This window comes from Nocardia sp. alder85J (assembly GCF_020176955.2).
Classification (GTDB): Bacteria; Actinomycetota; Actinomycetes; order Mycobacteriales; family Mycobacteriaceae; genus Nocardia.
In genome coordinates this window covers 442,678-458,571 of the sequence record NZ_JAIUCZ020000007.1, presented here as the reverse complement: position 1 = coordinate 458,571, position 15,894 = coordinate 442,678, and the positions used below count along the sequence as shown (strand labels likewise).

Genomic DNA, 15,894 nt, shown 5'->3' with positions numbered 1-15,894 from the left:
CGCGGAACAACGAGCCTTGGGGGCCGCGAACCGCCGAAGCGAAGCGGAGGCCAAAAATACAGCTCAAGCGTTACCGTTGAACAGGCCGGTGACCGAACCGTTCTCGAATACCTCACGGATGGTGCGGGCCAGCAGCGGGGCGATGGACAGCACCGTCAGCGTCGGGAACTTCTTGTCCTCGGTGATCGGCAACGTATTGGTGACGATCACCTCCTTGGCGCCGCAGGCCGACAGCCGCTCGGCGGCCGGCGCCGACAGCACGCCGTGGGTGGCGGCGATGACGACATCGCCCGCGCCCGCCTCGCGCAGCACGCGGACGGCCTCGGCGATGGTGCCGCCGGTGTCGATCATGTCGTCGATCAGGATGCAGGTGCGGCCGTCGACGTCACCGACCGGCCGATGCGACTTCACCTGGTTCGGCACCAGCGGGTCGCGGGTCTTGTGGATGAACGCCACCGGGGCGCCGCCGAGCGAGTCGGCCCACTTCTCGGCCACCTTCACCCGGCCCGCGTCCGGCGACACGACGGTGATGTTGTCGAGGGTGTAGTGGTTGCGCACGTACTCCGAGAGCTGGATCAGCGCGTGCATGTGGTCGACCGGGCCGTCGAAGAAGCCCTGGATCTGGTCGGTGTGCAGGTCGACGGTGATGATCCGGTCGGCGCCGGCGGTCTTGAGCAGATCGGCGACCAGGCGGGCGGAGATCGGCTCCCGGCCGCGGTGCTTCTTGTCCTGACGCGCGTAGGGGTAGAACGGCAGCACCGCGGTGATGCGCTTGGCCGAGCCGCGCTTGAGCGCGTCGATCATGATCAGATGTTCCATCAGCCACTGGTTCAGCGGCGCGGGGAAGCTCTGCAACACGAACGCGTCACTGCCGCGGACCGATTCCTCGAAGCGGACGAAGATCTCACCGTTGGCGAAATCGCGGGCAGTTTGCGGAGTGATGTGAACGTCGAGTTCTTTCGCGACCTGTTCTGACAACTCCGGGTGAGCGCGCCCGGAGAACAGCATCAGGTTCTTCTGGTTGTCGGTCGAGAACGCGGTCACTCTGTGTTGCCATCCTTTTGCTCGGTTGCCTGACTCGCCCTGTCGTTCGCCGCGAGCGCCTTTGCTGCGGCTATGGCTGCCGCGGTCCCGGGTCGGCTCCGCTGCACCCAGCCCTCGAGGTTGCGCTGTGCTCCGCCCGACACGGCGAGCGCCCCCGGCGGAACATCTCTGCGCAGCACAGTACCCGCCGCCGTATAGGCCCCGTCACCCACGGTCACCGGAGCTATGAACATGGTGTCGCTGCCGGTCCGGACGTGTGATCCCACGGTCGTGTGATGTTTGCGTACCCCGTCGTAGTTGACGAAAACGCTGGACGCGCCGATGTTGCTGTGCTCGCCGACGGTGGCATCGCCGACGTAGGTCAGGTGCGGCACCTTGGAGTGGGCTCCGATGGTGGCGTTCTTCGCCTCGACGAATGCCCCGAGCTTGCCTGCCTGCCCGAGCACCGTGCCGGGTCGTAGGTAGGTGAACGGCCCGACGGTGGCGCCGGGCCCGATGGCCGCGCCCGTGCCGTGGGTGCGCACCACGCTGGCGCCGTCGCCGACGATCACGTCGGTGAGGGTCGAATCCGGCCCGATCTCCGCGTCCTCGCCGATCACGGTGTTGCCCAGCAGCTGGACACCCGGGCGCAGCACCGCGTCGCGGCCGATGCGGACCTCCGAGTCCACCCAGGTGGTGGCCGGATCGATGACGGTGACCCCGGCGCGCATGTGCCGCTCCAGGATGTAGCGGTTGAGCGTGCGGGCGGCCTCGGCCAGCTGCACCCGGTCGTTGACGCCGGTCACCTTCGCCGCGTCCAGCAGCCGGGCGCCGTGCACCGGATGCGCGGCCTCGCGGGCGAGCTCGAGCACATCGGTCAGGTACAGCTCGTGCTGCGCGTTGGCGGTGGTCAGGCGGCCGATCATGGTGCGCAGCACCGTCACGTCGAAGACGTACACACCGGAGTTGACCTCACCGATGGCGGCCTGCTCGGGGGTGGCGTCGGCGTGCTCGACAATGCCCTGCACATGCCCCTCGGCGTCGCGGACGATGCGGCCGTAGCCGTTCGGATCGTCCGGCACGAAGGTGAGCACGGTGACCGCCGACCGCTCCTGATAGCTGCGGTGCTCGGTGAGCAGCGCGGACAGCGTGTCGCCGTCGAGCAGCGGCACGTCCGCGGAGGTCACGATCAGATCGCCGGTGAAGCCCGCCGGTAAGGCGGTGAGCGCGCACTGCACCGCGTGACCGGTGCCGAGCTGCTGCTCCTGGATCGCCTGGGTGATCTCGCGGCCGAGATCGGCGGCGGCGGCGCGGACGGCCGCGCCGACCTGATCCCGGTCGTGTCCGACCACGGTGATCAGGTGGACCGGGTCGATCTCGCTCGCCGCATGCAGCGCGTGCGCGAGCATGCTGCGGCCGGCCATGGAATGCAACACCTTGGGAGTTTTGGACCGCATTCGTGTGCCGGCACCGGCGGCGAGAACGACGACGGCGGTCTGCTGTGGCATGGATCTCCCTCGGCTGCCTGTCATCGTTGCGGGTGGGCTGTCGTGTCGGGTGTTGCTCCGCCGCCAGGACTCGAACCTGGACTAACTGAACCAAAATCAGTGGTGCTGCCATTACACTACGGCGGATTGCCGCACCGGCGGACCGATCGATCTGCCGGTGCGTCACGGCATGCGGGAATGATCCTCGCACGAAGTTGTCCGTACGTCGAACCGCTGTCGACGTGTCGGTGGCCGGTCGGCCGTGGGATGCCGCCGACGAGGCCTGTTGCGCCCACCGCGATCGGCGTGCGGTGGTTCGCGGCCCGGTTGACGAGACCCTCGGGAACACTTGCCCGGGGTGCCGGGTGATCCGCCGGAGATGTCTGGAAGAGTTGTCGATGCAGTCGAATGGATTCGCAGGAGGCGCAAGCGGTGACTTCGGGCGAGGTGAGCCGGACCCCGCGTCCGCGCATGACCGGGACACAGCGACGGCAGCAGTTGATCGAGATCGGCCGCTCGCTGTTCGCCGAGCGCGGCTACGACGCCACCTCCATCGAGGAGATAGCCCAGCGGGCCCAGGTATCCAAACCCGTTGTGTACGAACACTTCGGTGGCAAGGAAGGCCTGTACGCGGTGGTCGTCGACCGGGAGATGTCGACGCTGCTGAACATGATCACCTCCTCGCTGACCCGCAACAGATCCCGGGTGCGGCTGGAGCAGGTGGCACTGGCGTTGCTGACCTATATCGAGGAACGCTCCGACGGCTTCCGTATTCTCATGCGCGATCAACCGACTTCGGCGGCCGACGGCACGTATTCGAGCCTGCTGAACGAGGCGGTCAACCAGGTGGCGCACATCCTGGCAGGCGATTTCGGCCGCCGGGATTTCGACACCAGCCTGGCCACCCTGTACGCACAGGCACTGGTCGGGATGGTGGCGACCGCGGCCGCCTGGTGGCTGGACGAGCGGCAGCCGCCCAAGGAGGTGGTGGCCGCACACCTGGTGAATCTCTGCTGGAACGGGCTCACCGGCCTGGAGGCCGATCCCCAGCTCGCCTCCGAATGGCCCAGTGGCACAACGCACTGAGCCCGCTGCGACGCGTATTCCGCGGTAGGGCGCCGCAGCGTCGCTACGGGTGCCAGGGGGGTGGAACTGGACAGTTAACCCACAAATAGCGATTGGGGCTGGTCTGAATGCTCGATTCCGTTGGTGCAGGCCGGGCGGGTGGTACGGTTCACCCATCCTTCGAGTGCTGTTAGAGCTGTGATGTCGGTCTACTTCGGGATGTCGGTCTACTTCAGGATGGCTGGTTGTGAGGACAGGCGGATCTGATGGCTAGGCAAGCGCGTGCGGAGATCACTCGCGATTCCGTTCTGGCGGGTGCGGCCGATGTCTTTCTGCGGCTCGGGTATGCGAACGCGAGCCTCAGCGAGATCATCTCGCAGTCGAATGTGACCAAGGGCGCCTTGTACTTTCACTTCGGCTCCAAGGAGGAGCTGGCGCGTGCGGTGGTCGACCAGGGCAACGAGCGGCTGATCAGCGCGTGCCAGGGCTTCTTCGATCCGCGGGTGCCGGCGCTCGAGGCGTGCATCGGAATCACCTATGTCGTAGCCGATCTCACCATGAACGACCCGATGGTCGGCGCGATGCTGAAGCTGACCCACCAGATCGGTGACTACCGTGGCGCACAGGGCGAGAACATCGCGAAGACCTGGGGCGAGACCCATCGCGTGCTGGCGGAGCGGGTCATCCAGCAGGGCGATCTGAAACCGGACCTCGATCCGGAGACCATCGGCCTGATCCTCCAGGAGATGACCGCGGGCGTGCACATCACCGCTGTCGGTACCGAGTCGATCGACCAGATGGCGGTGCGCATGGAACGCGTCTGGTACTTCCTGCTCCCGTCGATCGTCCCCGACGAGAAGGTCGCCTACTTCCGCGAGTTCGCCGCCCGGAGACTCCGCCGCTACGTGCCGTGATTGTGGGTGTATTTTCGGCCTCCGCTCCGCTGCGGCGTGTTCGCGGCCGAGCCTTGGGGGCCGCGAACCGCCGGAGCGGAGCGGAGGCCGTGAAACACCTCTACTAGACTCGATGGGCCGTCCGATCCGCTCATCGTGCGCCCAGGAGTCTGCTGATGCCCACCCCTCGTCCACCTCTGGCGGGACTGGCTGTGGTGGCCGGTTCCGATGCCGCGTTGCAGCAGGTCAGGGACCTGGTGGGGCGGTCGCACGTGCAGTTGGTGGCGCCTTCGGCCATTCGGCCGTTCGTGGCGTCGACCATCGCAGGGAGCGACGGTGGGCAACAGCGGCCGGTGGTGGTGGTCACCGCTACCGGGCGGGAGGCCGATGATCTGACCGTCGAGTTGTCGGAGATCCTCGGGGGCGGGGTGGCGGTGTTCCCGTCCTGGGAGACGCTGCCGCACGAGCGGCTGTCGCCGGGCGCCGATACCGTCGGTCGGCGGTTGCAGGTGCTGCGGCGGCTGGCGCATCCGGAGGATCCGGTGTTCCCCGTGCCGCTGCGGGTGGTGGTGACCACGGTGCGGTCGCTGATGCAGCCGATGGCGGCGGGGCTCGGCGATATCGAGCCGATCGTGCTGCGGCGCGGCGTCGAATTCCCCTTCGACGAATTGATCGAGCGGCTGGTCGAATTCGCGTACCAGCGGGTCGACATGGTGGGCAAGCGCGGTGAATTCGCGGTCCGCGGCGGCATTCTCGACCTCTTCCCGCCCACCGCGGATCATCCGGTGCGAGTGGAATTCCTGGGTGACGAGGTCGGCGAACTGCGGGCGTTCTCGGTGGCCGATCAGCGGTCGCTGATCGAGGTGCCGGTGGAAAGCGTTGTCGCGCAGCCGTGCCGGGAGCTGTTGCTGACCGCCGAACTGCGCGAGCGGGCCGCCGCGGTGGCCGCGGAGAATCCCGCGGACGCGGCGCTGGTCGAGATGCTGGAGAAGCTGGCGCAGGGCATCGCGGTCGAGGGGATGGAGGCGTTGCTGCCGGTGCTGCGACCGGGGCGGTTGCCGCTGCTGGTCGACGTGCTGCCGCCGGAAACACATGTGCTGCTGTGTGATCCGGAGAAGGTCCGGACCCGGGCCGCGGATCTGGTGCGCACCGGACAGGAGTTCCTGGAGGCATCCTGGACGGCCGCCTCGTTCGGCGCCGCCGCGCCGCTGGGGGCGCACGGGCTGGATCTGGCCGCCTCCGCCTATCAGGGTCTGGACGTGGTGCACGCCGAGGCCGAGGCCCGTGGGTTGCCGTGGTGGACACTGAGTCCGCTGGCCGCCGACGATCCGGCCGAGGTGGTGCTGCCGGTGCTGGCCGCCCCCGCCGCGCGCGGTTCGCAGGAGCTGGTGGCGACGGTGTTCGCGTCGCTGCGCGCGCATGTGGCCGCCGACGCGCCGGGTGGCGCCGGTCGCGCGGTCATCGTGGTGGCCGGTCATGGCACCGCGCAGCGCATCCTGGAACGGCTCGGTGACGCCGAGGTGCCCGCCGCGCCGCTGGCGCCGGGTGCGGAGCCCGAACCCGGCCGGGTCGGGGTGCTGTGCGGGTCGCTGCACGACGGCATCATCTTCGACGACGCGCGGCTGGTCGTCATCGCCGAATCCGATCTCACCGGCAACCGGGTCACCGCGCCCGCCGAGGGTAAGAAGCTGCCCGCCCGCCGCCGCAACCAGGTCGATCCGCTGGCACTGACCGCGGGTGACATGGTCGTGCACGACCAGCACGGCATCGGCAAGTTCGTGGAGATGATCGAACGCACCGTCGGCGGGGCCCGCCGGGAGTATCTGGTCATCGAGTACGCGCCGAGCAAGCGCGGCCAGCCCGGCGACCGGCTGTTCGTGCCGATGGATTCGCTGGATCAGCTGTCCCGCTACGTCGGCGGCGAGCTGCCCAGCCTGTCGAAGCTCGGCGGTTCCGACTGGGCCAATACGAAGCGCAAGGCGCGCAAGGCGGTTCGCGAGATCGCCACCGAACTGGTGCAGCTGTACGCGGCCCGGCAGGCCGCGCCCGGTCACGCCTTCGGCCCGGACACCCCGTGGCAGCAGGAGATGGAGGACGCCTTCGCGTTCACCGAGACCGTCGATCAGCTCACCGCCATCGCCGAGGTCAAGGCCGATATGGAGAAGGCGGTCCCGATGGACCGGGTGATCTGCGGCGACGTCGGGTACGGCAAGACCGAGATCGCGGTCCGCGCGGCCTTCAAGGCGGTGCAGGACGGTAAGCAGGTCGCGGTGCTGGTGCCGACCACCCTGCTGGCGCAGCAGCATTTGCAGACCTTCACCGAGCGCACGTCGGGCTTCCCGATCGTCGTGAAGGGCCTGTCCCGTTTCACCGATCCGGGCGAGTCGCGCGTGGTGCTGGAGGGTATGACCACCGGCGAGGTCGATATCGTCGTCGGCACCCACCGCCTGTTGCAGACCGGGGTGCGGTGGAAGGATCTGGGCCTGGTGATCATCGACGAGGAGCAGCGCTTCGGTGTCGAGCACAAGGAACACATCAAATCGCTGCGCACCCACGTCGACGTGCTGACCATGTCGGCCACCCCGATCCCGCGCACCCTGGAGATGAGCCTGGCCGGCATCCGCGAGATGTCCACCATCCTCACCCCGCCGGAGGAGCGGCATCCGGTGCTCACCTACGTCGGTTCCTACAACGACAAACAGGTCGCCGCCGCCGTGCGCCGCGAACTGCTGCGCGACGGCCAGGTCTTCTACGTGCACAACCGGGTGAACTCGATCGACAAGGCCGCCAAGCGGATTCGCGATCTGGTGCCGGAGGCGAGGGTCGCGGTCGCGCACGGCCAGATGCACGAGGACATGCTGGAGAAGACCGTCCAGGGCTTCTGGGAGCGCGAATTCGACGTACTGGTCTGCACCACCATCATCGAAACCGGCCTGGACATCTCCAATGCCAACACCCTGCTGGTGGAACGTGCCGACGCCCTGGGCCTCTCGCAGCTGCATCAGCTGCGCGGCCGGGTCGGGCGCAGTCGCGAGCGGGGTTACGCGTACTTCCTGTACCCGCCGGAGAGGCCGCTCACCGAGACCGCCTACGACCGGCTGGCCACCATCTCGCAGAACTCCGACCTGGGCGCCGGTATGGCGGTCGCGATGAAGGATCTGGAGATCCGCGGCGCCGGCAATGTGCTCGGCGCCGAACAGTCCGGGCACGTGGCGGGGGTCGGCTTCGATCTGTACGTGCGGCTGGTCGGCGAGGCGGTGGAGGCGTACCGCGCCGCCGCCGACGGCCGTCCGATCACCACCGAGGAGGACGTGAAGGAGGTGCGCATCGACCTGCCGGTGGACGCGCACATCCCGCCCGACTACATCGCCAGCGACCGGCTGCGCCTGGAGGGTTACCGCAAACTCGCTGCCGCCGGGGACGATTCGGCGCTGGCCGCGGTGGTGGAGGAACTCGTCGACCGGTACGGGCCGCTGCCGGTGGAGGTCGGCCGGCTGGTGTCGGTGGCGCGGCTGCGACTGCTGTGCCGCGAGTACGGCATCGCCGAGGTCGGTGTCACCGGCACCACCGTGAAGATCTCCCCGATGCAGCTGCCGGACTCGAAACAGTTGCGGCTCAAGCGGATCTACCCCTCGGCGAGCTACCGCCCGACCACCGGCATCGTGCAGGTGCCGCTGCCCCGGGTGGAGGACAGCGTCGGCGCCGCCCGGGTACGGGACGTACAGGTGTTGCAGTTCGTCGCCGACCTGCTGCTCGCGTTGGACGGAAAGGCCCAGGGCTCGGTGGATCTCGCCGTCGCGACCGACCCGGCCGCTCGATGACGGCATCCGAGCGCCGCGCCACCGGGCCGGAGCATGGTGCGGCCGTGCCGGGCCCGGAAAACGGACGGGCCGCCGTGGATTCGGACTCCGATCCCACCGCGGAGAGCTGGGAACACGATGCGGCCGTGGGCGATTCGGTGCCCGGTCGGACGGGCGAGCGTGATCCGGCCGCAGCGGGCCGGGGACGTGATGCGGCCGTGGCGAATTCGGTGCTCGGCACGGCGGGGCCGGGTCCGCGCTGCCGTGCCGCCGGTGAGCCGAGCCGCCCGGCGCCGAGTCCGGTCCCACTGCCGATGGCCGCCGCCGAGGACTATCGGGTGGCGATGGATTCGGCCTCGATGGCCCGCAGTCTCGCCGAGGCGGTCGATGTGATGGACCGGTTGTGGCAGTTCGGCGGCTGGGAGGTCACCCAGACCCACGATTCGCTGCGCCCGTACCTGCTCGAGGAGACCTATGAACTGCTCGACGCGATCCAGGACGGCGACAGCGACGCCATCCGCGAGGAACTCGGCGACCTGTTGCTCCAGGTGCTGTTCCATTCCCGGATCGCCGAGGCCGCAGGCGAATTCACCGTCGACGACGTCGCCGCCACCCTGGTCGCGAAACTCGTGCACCGCAGCCCGCACCTGGACGGCGAGCGGATCGACCCGGACGCGGACGTGGAGACGAAGATCGCCGCGCAGGAACGCGCCTGGGAGGAGCGCAAATTCGCGGAGAAGGCCCGCCGCTCCTGCCTGGACGGCATCGCGATGGCGCAGCCGGCCCTGGCACTGGCGGAGAAGATCTGCTCCCGCGCCCGCGGCGCGGGCCTGCCCGGCGACCTGATCCCCGAGGAGCTCACCGTGGTGCGGCTCGGCGGACCCGCCAGCGCCGAGGAGCGGCTGCGCAAGGCCACCCGCGACTTCGCGGCCCGCATCCGGGCCGCGGAGGACGCCGCCGAGGTGGGGCGTGGTGTGCGTGCGCCGCTCGCGGGAGCGGACTGGCATACCTACTGGCCCCACTGAGCCGAGCGCCGCTGTCGCCCGCGCGGGTCGAGCGCGCCGGGCCGGCCGCCATCGTGGCTTGGTCGACAATGTCGCGGCTGCCGGGGTGAGTTGCACCCCGGTGTGGCGAGACCGGTCCGGCGTCCGGAGGTCCGATCGATGCCCGCGCGGATTCCGGTCAGCCGTGGTTGAGTGCGGCGGTGACCGGCCCGTGCGCGGCCGCCCACGCACTCATCACGGCCGGGTCGCCCGACCAGTGCTGGCCGGGCGGCACCAGCGCGTTCCACGGTGTCCGCTTGGTGCCGGTGGCCCACAGATCGGTGTCGGTGGCCGACGAGATGACCCGCCTGGCCTCGCGCAGCAATTGCGGATCCTCCGGATTCGCCACATAGTGGTTCACGGCTTGCAGGATTTCGTCCGCATGCCGGGTACCGATCGCGTCCATCATGCGCGTGGCATTGATCTGACTGATGCCGGCCAGGGCCCCCGAGCCGGGTGTGCCACTGGCAACCTTCGCGAGTTCTGTGATCTTGGCCGAGGTCGGATTGCTGAAGTAGTCGTTGACCCACGCGTTCTGCGGTCCGGCGGCGTTTCCGTGGTCGAGCGTGACACCACCGCGATAGGTCCGGTGGAAACGGAAAGCCGTGGCCTGCAAGGTGGCGATCGCCGCCGCGGCGTCGGGCGCCTCACCGACGCCGGCGACCATATCCAAGGCGGTGGAATTCACGCGGTGCACCGCGGAGACCACATGCCCCAGATTCTTGTTGGACAGCGTCCAGCCGCTGGCGTCGGATTCGACGATCTGCCATGCGCGGATCGCATTGGTGATGGTCGGATCGCTGTATCCGGCCTTCAGGAGAGCGGCCCGGGCATCCGCGGTCTTGCCGCCGACGTCCATCAGACCCTGCAACGACACGGACGCGCCGAGCAACGACCTGCGCCCGGCCCGGCCGCCGAGAACCGCGGTGCCGCCGCGGCCCTCGACCGCGGCCAGCGCGGCCCGCCAGTACAGCGGGCGATGCATATACGACATGGCGTAGTCCCCATCGGGGCCACCGACCCCGTCGGCCGCCCAGAAACCCTGCTGGCCGATCTGGGACGCCTTCTCCAGCCGGGCCCGCGGCCGCAGCGGGTTGCGGGTGCCGAACGCCAGCCATTCGGTGATCGGTGAATTGCCGAAGGTGCTGGCGGCGGCGAAGATCGGCAGCATTGTCGCGGTGAGCGAATGGTTCGCTCCCACGGTTCCCATGCCGATCGCCCGTGCGCTGCCGCTGCCGCCGCCCCCGGACCCGCCCTTGCCGGCGCCCTGCACGGCCAGCGCGAACCGGTTCGCGATCCACTCGTTGCCGCTGTGCAGGGTCTTGTTGAGCCGTTTCAACTGGAATATCGCGATGATCTCCAGGATGGCGCCGATCACGAACACCACCATGACCTGATCCCCGGCGGCGTCGAACAGGTCGCGCAGAATCAGCACGTACACACCGAGGAATATGGTGAACGCCGTCATCCGCGCGGCGGCCACGAAGCCGTCCACCACATTGCGGATGAGGAAGGTCTGGGTCGGTCCGTAGACGAAACCGCCTGCGGCGAAGCCGAATATCGTCATCAGCCCGTGGTAGATGGTGTCCAGCGCGGCCCAGATCACCTTGATCGCCAGGGTCGCCCCGAACAACAGCAGAATCGTCCCCGAGAGCAGCAGCAGTACGCCGGTGGCGATCTGCTCGAAACTCGGATTGTTCATGGTGTCCCGGGCAGCGGTGTCCCCGCAGTTGCCGATCCCCGACTTCACCTGGTTCTCGCTGCCCGATGCCACGCCCACCGACCAGGCGGTCCTGCATCCGGACTCGTTGTCGATCACGTGGCCGAAGTTCCACACCTGCAACGGCCGCCGCGCGAAATTGTCGGTGAGGGTGGCCTGCATGGTCGCGACCATATTGGTCGGATCGACACTGGTATTGCCGTTGAGTCCGGCGGCCACCTCGATTCCGAGGTCCCGGCCCTGGGCCACCAATCCGTTGGAGGACAGCACATCCGCGAGCGGCTCGGCGAGGAATATCGGCCCGAGTACGCCGACCATCACCATGGTGGCGGCCTGGATGGTGGCCTTGGCGACATAGCCGCGGATGACGAACCAGGCCACGAAGAAGGCGCCGATGGTCGCGGCGGTGATCAGCATCGCGGGTGTGGCGATCTGGCCGGTCAGGCTGTGACCGACCGCCAGCAGCGCTTTCGAGATCAGGTTCAGCCACGCGAAACTCAGCGCGTAACCCATCAGCCAGATGGCCGTGATCACGATGATCTTCCAGCCGGCGAACTCCATGCCCAGCACGATCGACAGTGCCGTGTTCCCCGGATGCAGAATGCTGCCGTGATCGGTGGCGAACAGATAATTCGCGGCCTGCACCCCGGAGGAATCGGCCACCTTGGTCCAGGCGAGTGCGCTGCCGACCGACGAACCCGCGGTCCGGGCATTCGACTCGGCGGCGGCTGCCGTCCCCAATAGACCTGGGAACACGAACAATACGAAGAAACCGCCCGACAGACCGGTCATCCAGCGCCGTCGCCGCGTCGCCAGAACCCAGGCGCGAGCGCGCCGCAGCATTCCGGGCAACAGCAGGCGCGACGGATCCCACAGATCCGTTTTCCTGTTCATCACCGCGACAACCTGATTCGTTTCCGCCCGCACCGAACCAGGACCTGACACCGGAAGTACGAGCATCGAAGCGGGTATTCCTCAGGGCTGCTCAACAGTCCCCGGAATGACGCTTCAACGCTACGGGCGCGGCGTGAACTACCGGGCTCCGGTCAGTGAACACCACACAGCGAAAAATAAGGAACCCGTTGGTATTTCGTCTCCGAGGAGCCCGCGCGTGTTCACCTCGGGTTCGTTGCCATCCGCTGGGCGCGCCGGACCGGATCGGCCGCCGGGAGCGGCCGTCCGCCGGATCGACGCAGGTCGGTCCGGTGCACGGGCTCCCGGCGTGATCACCTGCGCTGGTTCATACCGTCGTAACGTCCGGTGCGGGCGCCGAAACAGAATTCACCCTCGGCGCGACGGTGATTCGGCGGCGGGCGGCGAGGCCCGCCAGTGCCCCGGCGGCGGACAGCGCCGCGGAGACGGCGATCGCGGCCCGGAATCCGTCGGTCACCGCGGCCGGGGAGGCGTAACTGCCGTTGGCCGCGAACACCGCCGACACCACCGCGATGCCGAGGGCGCCGCCGAGTTGACGGCCGGTGTTGTACAGCCCGGAGGCCGTGCCGATGGCCTGCGGGGCCACCGCGCCGAGCACCGCACTCTGCGCGGCCGGCATCGCGACCGAGACGCCCACGCCCGCCAGCACCATCGGCGCGATCAGCGCCGCGTAGCCGGAGCCGGCGGCCAGGGCGATCCAGCCGAATCCGAGGGCCTGGCCCAGCAGTCCGGCGACGATCAGCGGTCGTTCCCCGATCCGATTGATCCGGGCGCCCGCGATCGGCGCCACCACGAACAGCGTGGCCGTCCAGGGCAGCAGCCGCAGTCCGGAATCCAGCGGCCCCTCGTGCAGCCCCGCTTGCAGGTATTGGGCGAAGAAGAACGCCGTGCCGAAGATCGACGCGGTTTGCAGCAGGCTGGCCAGGTTGGCGGAGCTGAATACCCGATCGGCGAAGATCCGCATCGGGACCATCGGTGCCGGGGTGCGCAACTCCCAGCCCGCGAACAGCGCCAGCAGCAACCCGCCGCCGACCAGTGTGAAAATGGTTTCGGTTGCGCCCCAGCCGATTTCACCGGCACGCACCAGTCCCCAGACCACCGCGAGCACCCCGGCGCCGGACAGCAGCAGCCCGGGCAGGTCCGGTTCGGCGATCGGCCCGTGACTCTCGGCGACCCGGCGCAGCACCGCCGGGATCAGCAGCGCGCCGATCGGTACGTTCAGCCAGAAGATCCACTGCCAGGCCGCACCCTGCACGATGGCGCCGCCGAGCACCGGTCCGCCGAGGATGGCCAGGCCGGTGATGCCGCCGAAGATGCCCATCGCCGCACCGCGCTGCCGCGGCTCGAAAGCGGCCCCGATCAGGGCCATGGCGGCGGGCATCACCATGGCCGAGCCGGCGCCCTGCACCGCGCGGGCGGCGATCAGGAATCCGATGCCCGGCGCCAGCGCGCACGCGGCCGAGGCCAGGGTGAACACGGTGAGGCCGGCGGCCAGCGTCCGCCGCCGGCCGAGGCGGTCGCCGATCACGGCCGCGGTGAGCAGCAGCACCGCGAAGGCGAGCGAGTAGGCGTTGACGGTCCATTCCAGCTCGGCCATGCTCGCGTGCAGCCGGGTCCGGATGGTGTTGAGCGCGGTGGCGACCACCAGCGCGTCCAGCCCCACCATGAGTGAGGCGACTGAGGTCAGCGCGAGGGTCCAGCGCTGTCGGGGAGTCATCGGGCGAAGGCCCTTTCGGTCGGGAACAACTGTCTCCGGTACGTACTCGCGGCGTCGCGGAAAATCATCGCCGCACCGGCAGCGGATTCCGGGTGTCGGTGGGTCGTGGCACCATGGCTGCATGACCGTCACGGTCGAGGAGGTGGTATCGGCCACCGACTCCCATCGCGCCGAGCTACTCGGCTACTGCTACCGGATGACCGGCTCGCTGCACGATGCCGAGGATCTGGTGCAGGAGATCGCGCTGCGGGCATGGCGTGCCGCAGGCAGCTACGACCCGCAGCGCGCGTCCGTGCGCACCTGGCTGTTCCGCATCGCCACCAACGTCTGCCTGACCGAGCTGAAGAACGCACGGCGGCGGGCACTTCCGGAGGACCTGTCGGCGCCGAGTTCGCTCACCGAGGTCGGCCGGCATTCCCCGCAGCCGGAACTGCCTTGGCTGGAACCGTTTCCGGACGCGCTGCTGGGCGACGGCGATCCGGCGGCGGTGGTGGCGGCCCGAGACGGTATCCGGCTCGCGTTCATCGCTGCGCTGCAACATCTTCCGCCGCTACAGCGGGCGGTGCTGATCCTGCGGGACGTGCTCGCGCTGCGCGCCGACGAGGTGGCGGCCCTGCTGGACACCAGTGCCGCCGCGGTGAACAGCGCCCTGCAACGGGCGCGGGTGCGGGTGGCGGTGATCGAGCAGTCCGGTGTGGCGCTGGTGGAGCCGTCGGATGCCGAGCAGCGCGAGTTGCTGGCGCGGTATGTGCGCGCGTTCGAGCAATTGGACATCGGTGCGCTGGAACAGGTCCTGCGCGACGATGCCCAGTTGCAGATGCCGCCGTACGCCGCCTGGTTCCTGGGCCGGCCCGCCGTCCTGGCCTTCATGTCCTCGGTGTTCGCGCGTGCACACGCTGTCCGCGTGCTGCCGACCCGGGCCAACGACCGACCGGCGGTGGCGCTCTACCGGCGCCGGGACAGCCCGCGCTTCGAAGCGGCCAACCTGCACGTGCTCACCCTCGACCGAGCCGGCGTCGCGCGCATGGACCTGTTCCACGCGCCCGGCCTGTTCCCGATGTTCGGGTTGCCGATGGAGCTGTGAGGGACCGGCCCGCAGCGGCTCTGTTCGGTCGCCCGGGCGCGGCCGCCGACCCGCGCCGTTCCAGTCGGCGTCGCTGACCGAGGGTGCGGCGTGCTACCGGTCGCGCTACCCTTCGGCCAGGTACCGTTCCACGCTTTCGACCTTGCTGACCAGGCCGTTCCGCACGCCGGGGCGGATGTCGGCCTTGATCACCAGGCTGCATCGGGGCGCGACGGCCATCACCGCGTCCGTGGCCCGTTTGATGACTGCCATCACCTCGTCCCATTCGCCCTCGATCGAGGTGAACATGGCGTTGGTCTCGTTGGGCAGGCCGCTGGCGCGTACCACCCGGACCGCCTCGGCGACGGCCCGGCCCACCTCTTCACCCGCACCGAGCGGGGTCACGGAGAAAGCTGCGATCACCGGTCAATTATCGTCGTCGGCCAGCCGGCCCAGCGTCTCGACGCGCGCGCGGAGATAGTCCAACTCCGATTCGTCCAGGACCGCCCGCCGGATCCCGCCGGTGACCGCGAACGCGGACTGCCGATGGTCGTCGATGACATCCACATCGATCGCGACGGCCACGTAGTCCTCGGCGCCGGGCATCGGATCGGCGATCACATGTGCCGGGCCGCGGGCGCACAGCGCCACGTTGCCGTCGGCGAGCAGCAGCAGCGCGACGTCCGGGCGTCTGCGCAATCGGGCCAGTGAGCCGCGATCGAACTTGAGGCTCAACAGGATTCGCCGATCTCCGGCGCGCACCGGCCAGGAGACCGGGATGGCGTGCGGGCCGGGGTCGGTGGTGATGAGCACACCGATGGTGTCCAGCGGCCAGTGCGGTAGGGCATCCAGTTCGGGATGGGCTGTCGAGGGCTGTTGACGTTCCTGGGCACCGGCTACCATGCGTCACCTCACAGTCGACTCGCGCGGCGGGCTGGACCGCGTGTACGAGCAGTGTAAACCGTTGCGCCACTTGAGTGCTCGAGATGTGCGTTGGACACCGTAGATCGCCCGGTGAAACCTGTGTGCCGGATGCGGCCGGCATGGTAACAGGGTTGGTGAGCCTAACCTTGGGGGAGTGTGTATGATCGAATGTTACCGACGGTTCGGAATGCTTCCGTTACCACTGTGAAAATACAGTGGGACCTGC

11 protein-coding genes and 1 tRNA gene are annotated in these 15,894 nt (G+C 68.8%); 5 read left to right on the top strand and 7 right to left on the bottom strand.

The features are described 5' to 3' along the window. Positions 1–63: 63 nt before the first annotated feature. From LBW94_RS27930 to LBW94_RS27920, 3 genes are all read right to left on the bottom strand, one after another. Positions 64–1,044, bottom strand: a complete 981-nt coding sequence (locus LBW94_RS27930) for a ribose-phosphate diphosphokinase (RefSeq protein WP_225060257.1) — start codon at positions 1,042–1,044, stop codon at positions 64–66. Then, a complete protein-coding gene (gene glmU, locus LBW94_RS27925) occupies positions 1,041–2,531 on the bottom strand; it encodes a bifunctional UDP-N-acetylglucosamine diphosphorylase/glucosamine-1-phosphate N-acetyltransferase GlmU (protein WP_225060256.1) in 1,491 nt (496 codons plus the stop codon). Before glmU ends, LBW94_RS27930 begins: the two co-directional genes overlap by 4 nt. A gap of 55 nt (positions 2,532–2,586) precedes the next feature. Beyond that, positions 2,587–2,657: transfer RNA gene (locus LBW94_RS27920), tRNA-Gln, on the bottom strand. 324 nt (positions 2,658–2,981) lie between these two features. Here LBW94_RS27920 and LBW94_RS27915 point away from each other — a divergent pair. From LBW94_RS27915 to LBW94_RS27900, 4 genes are all read left to right on the top strand, one after another. Continuing rightward, positions 2,982–3,596, top strand: a complete 615-nt coding sequence (locus tag LBW94_RS27915; protein WP_225060255.1) for a TetR/AcrR family transcriptional regulator — start codon at positions 2,982–2,984, stop codon at positions 3,594–3,596. Positions 3,597–3,841: 245 nt separating this feature from the next. Next, entirely contained in the window at positions 3,842–4,489 is a 648-nt protein-coding gene (locus tag LBW94_RS27910; RefSeq protein WP_225060254.1) for a TetR/AcrR family transcriptional regulator, read from the top strand. Between the two features lie 155 nt (positions 4,490–4,644). Further along, positions 4,645–8,289 carry a transcription-repair coupling factor gene (gene mfd / locus LBW94_RS27905; protein WP_225060253.1) on the top strand — a complete coding sequence of 1,215 codons (3,645 nt, stop codon included), beginning with the start codon at positions 4,645–4,647 and terminating at the stop codon, positions 8,287–8,289. A 323-nt stretch (positions 8,290–8,612) separates the two neighbouring features. After that, positions 8,613–9,293, top strand: coding sequence for a MazG family protein (locus tag LBW94_RS27900; RefSeq protein ID WP_225060311.1), 681 nt, complete (start codon positions 8,613–8,615; stop codon positions 9,291–9,293). Between the two features lie 157 nt (positions 9,294–9,450). Here the strand turns inward: LBW94_RS27900 and LBW94_RS27895 are convergent, their stop codons facing one another. Both LBW94_RS27895 and LBW94_RS27890 read right to left on the bottom strand, forming a co-directional pair. Beyond that, the gene (locus tag LBW94_RS27895; RefSeq protein ID WP_225060252.1) at positions 9,451–11,925 is read right to left on the bottom strand and encodes a hypothetical protein; all 2,475 of its coding nucleotides are present in this window, start codon (positions 11,923–11,925) and stop codon (positions 9,451–9,453) included. A 346-nt stretch (positions 11,926–12,271) separates the two neighbouring features. Then, positions 12,272–13,681: a DHA2 family efflux MFS transporter permease subunit gene (locus tag LBW94_RS27890; RefSeq protein WP_225060251.1), complete on the bottom strand. Its 1,410-nt coding sequence runs from the start codon at positions 13,679–13,681 to the stop codon at positions 12,272–12,274. 121 nt (positions 13,682–13,802) lie between these two features. Between LBW94_RS27890 and LBW94_RS27885 the strand changes: the two genes are divergently transcribed. Then, a complete protein-coding gene (locus tag LBW94_RS27885) occupies positions 13,803–14,765 on the top strand; it encodes an RNA polymerase subunit sigma-70 (protein WP_225060250.1) in 963 nt (320 codons plus the stop codon). Between the two features lie 105 nt (positions 14,766–14,870). On the opposite strand, the gene LBW94_RS27880 is transcribed toward LBW94_RS27885, so the two are convergent. Both LBW94_RS27880 and LBW94_RS27875 read right to left on the bottom strand, forming a co-directional pair. Beyond that, positions 14,871–15,167 (bottom strand): MTH1187 family thiamine-binding protein, encoded by a 297-nt coding sequence (locus LBW94_RS27880; protein ID WP_225060249.1) that lies wholly within the window; start codon positions 15,165–15,167, stop codon positions 14,871–14,873. Between the two features lie 3 nt (positions 15,168–15,170). Further along, a complete protein-coding gene (locus LBW94_RS27875) occupies positions 15,171–15,647 on the bottom strand; it encodes a hypothetical protein (RefSeq protein ID WP_225060248.1) in 477 nt (158 codons plus the stop codon). Positions 15,648–15,894 lie beyond the last annotated feature (247 nt).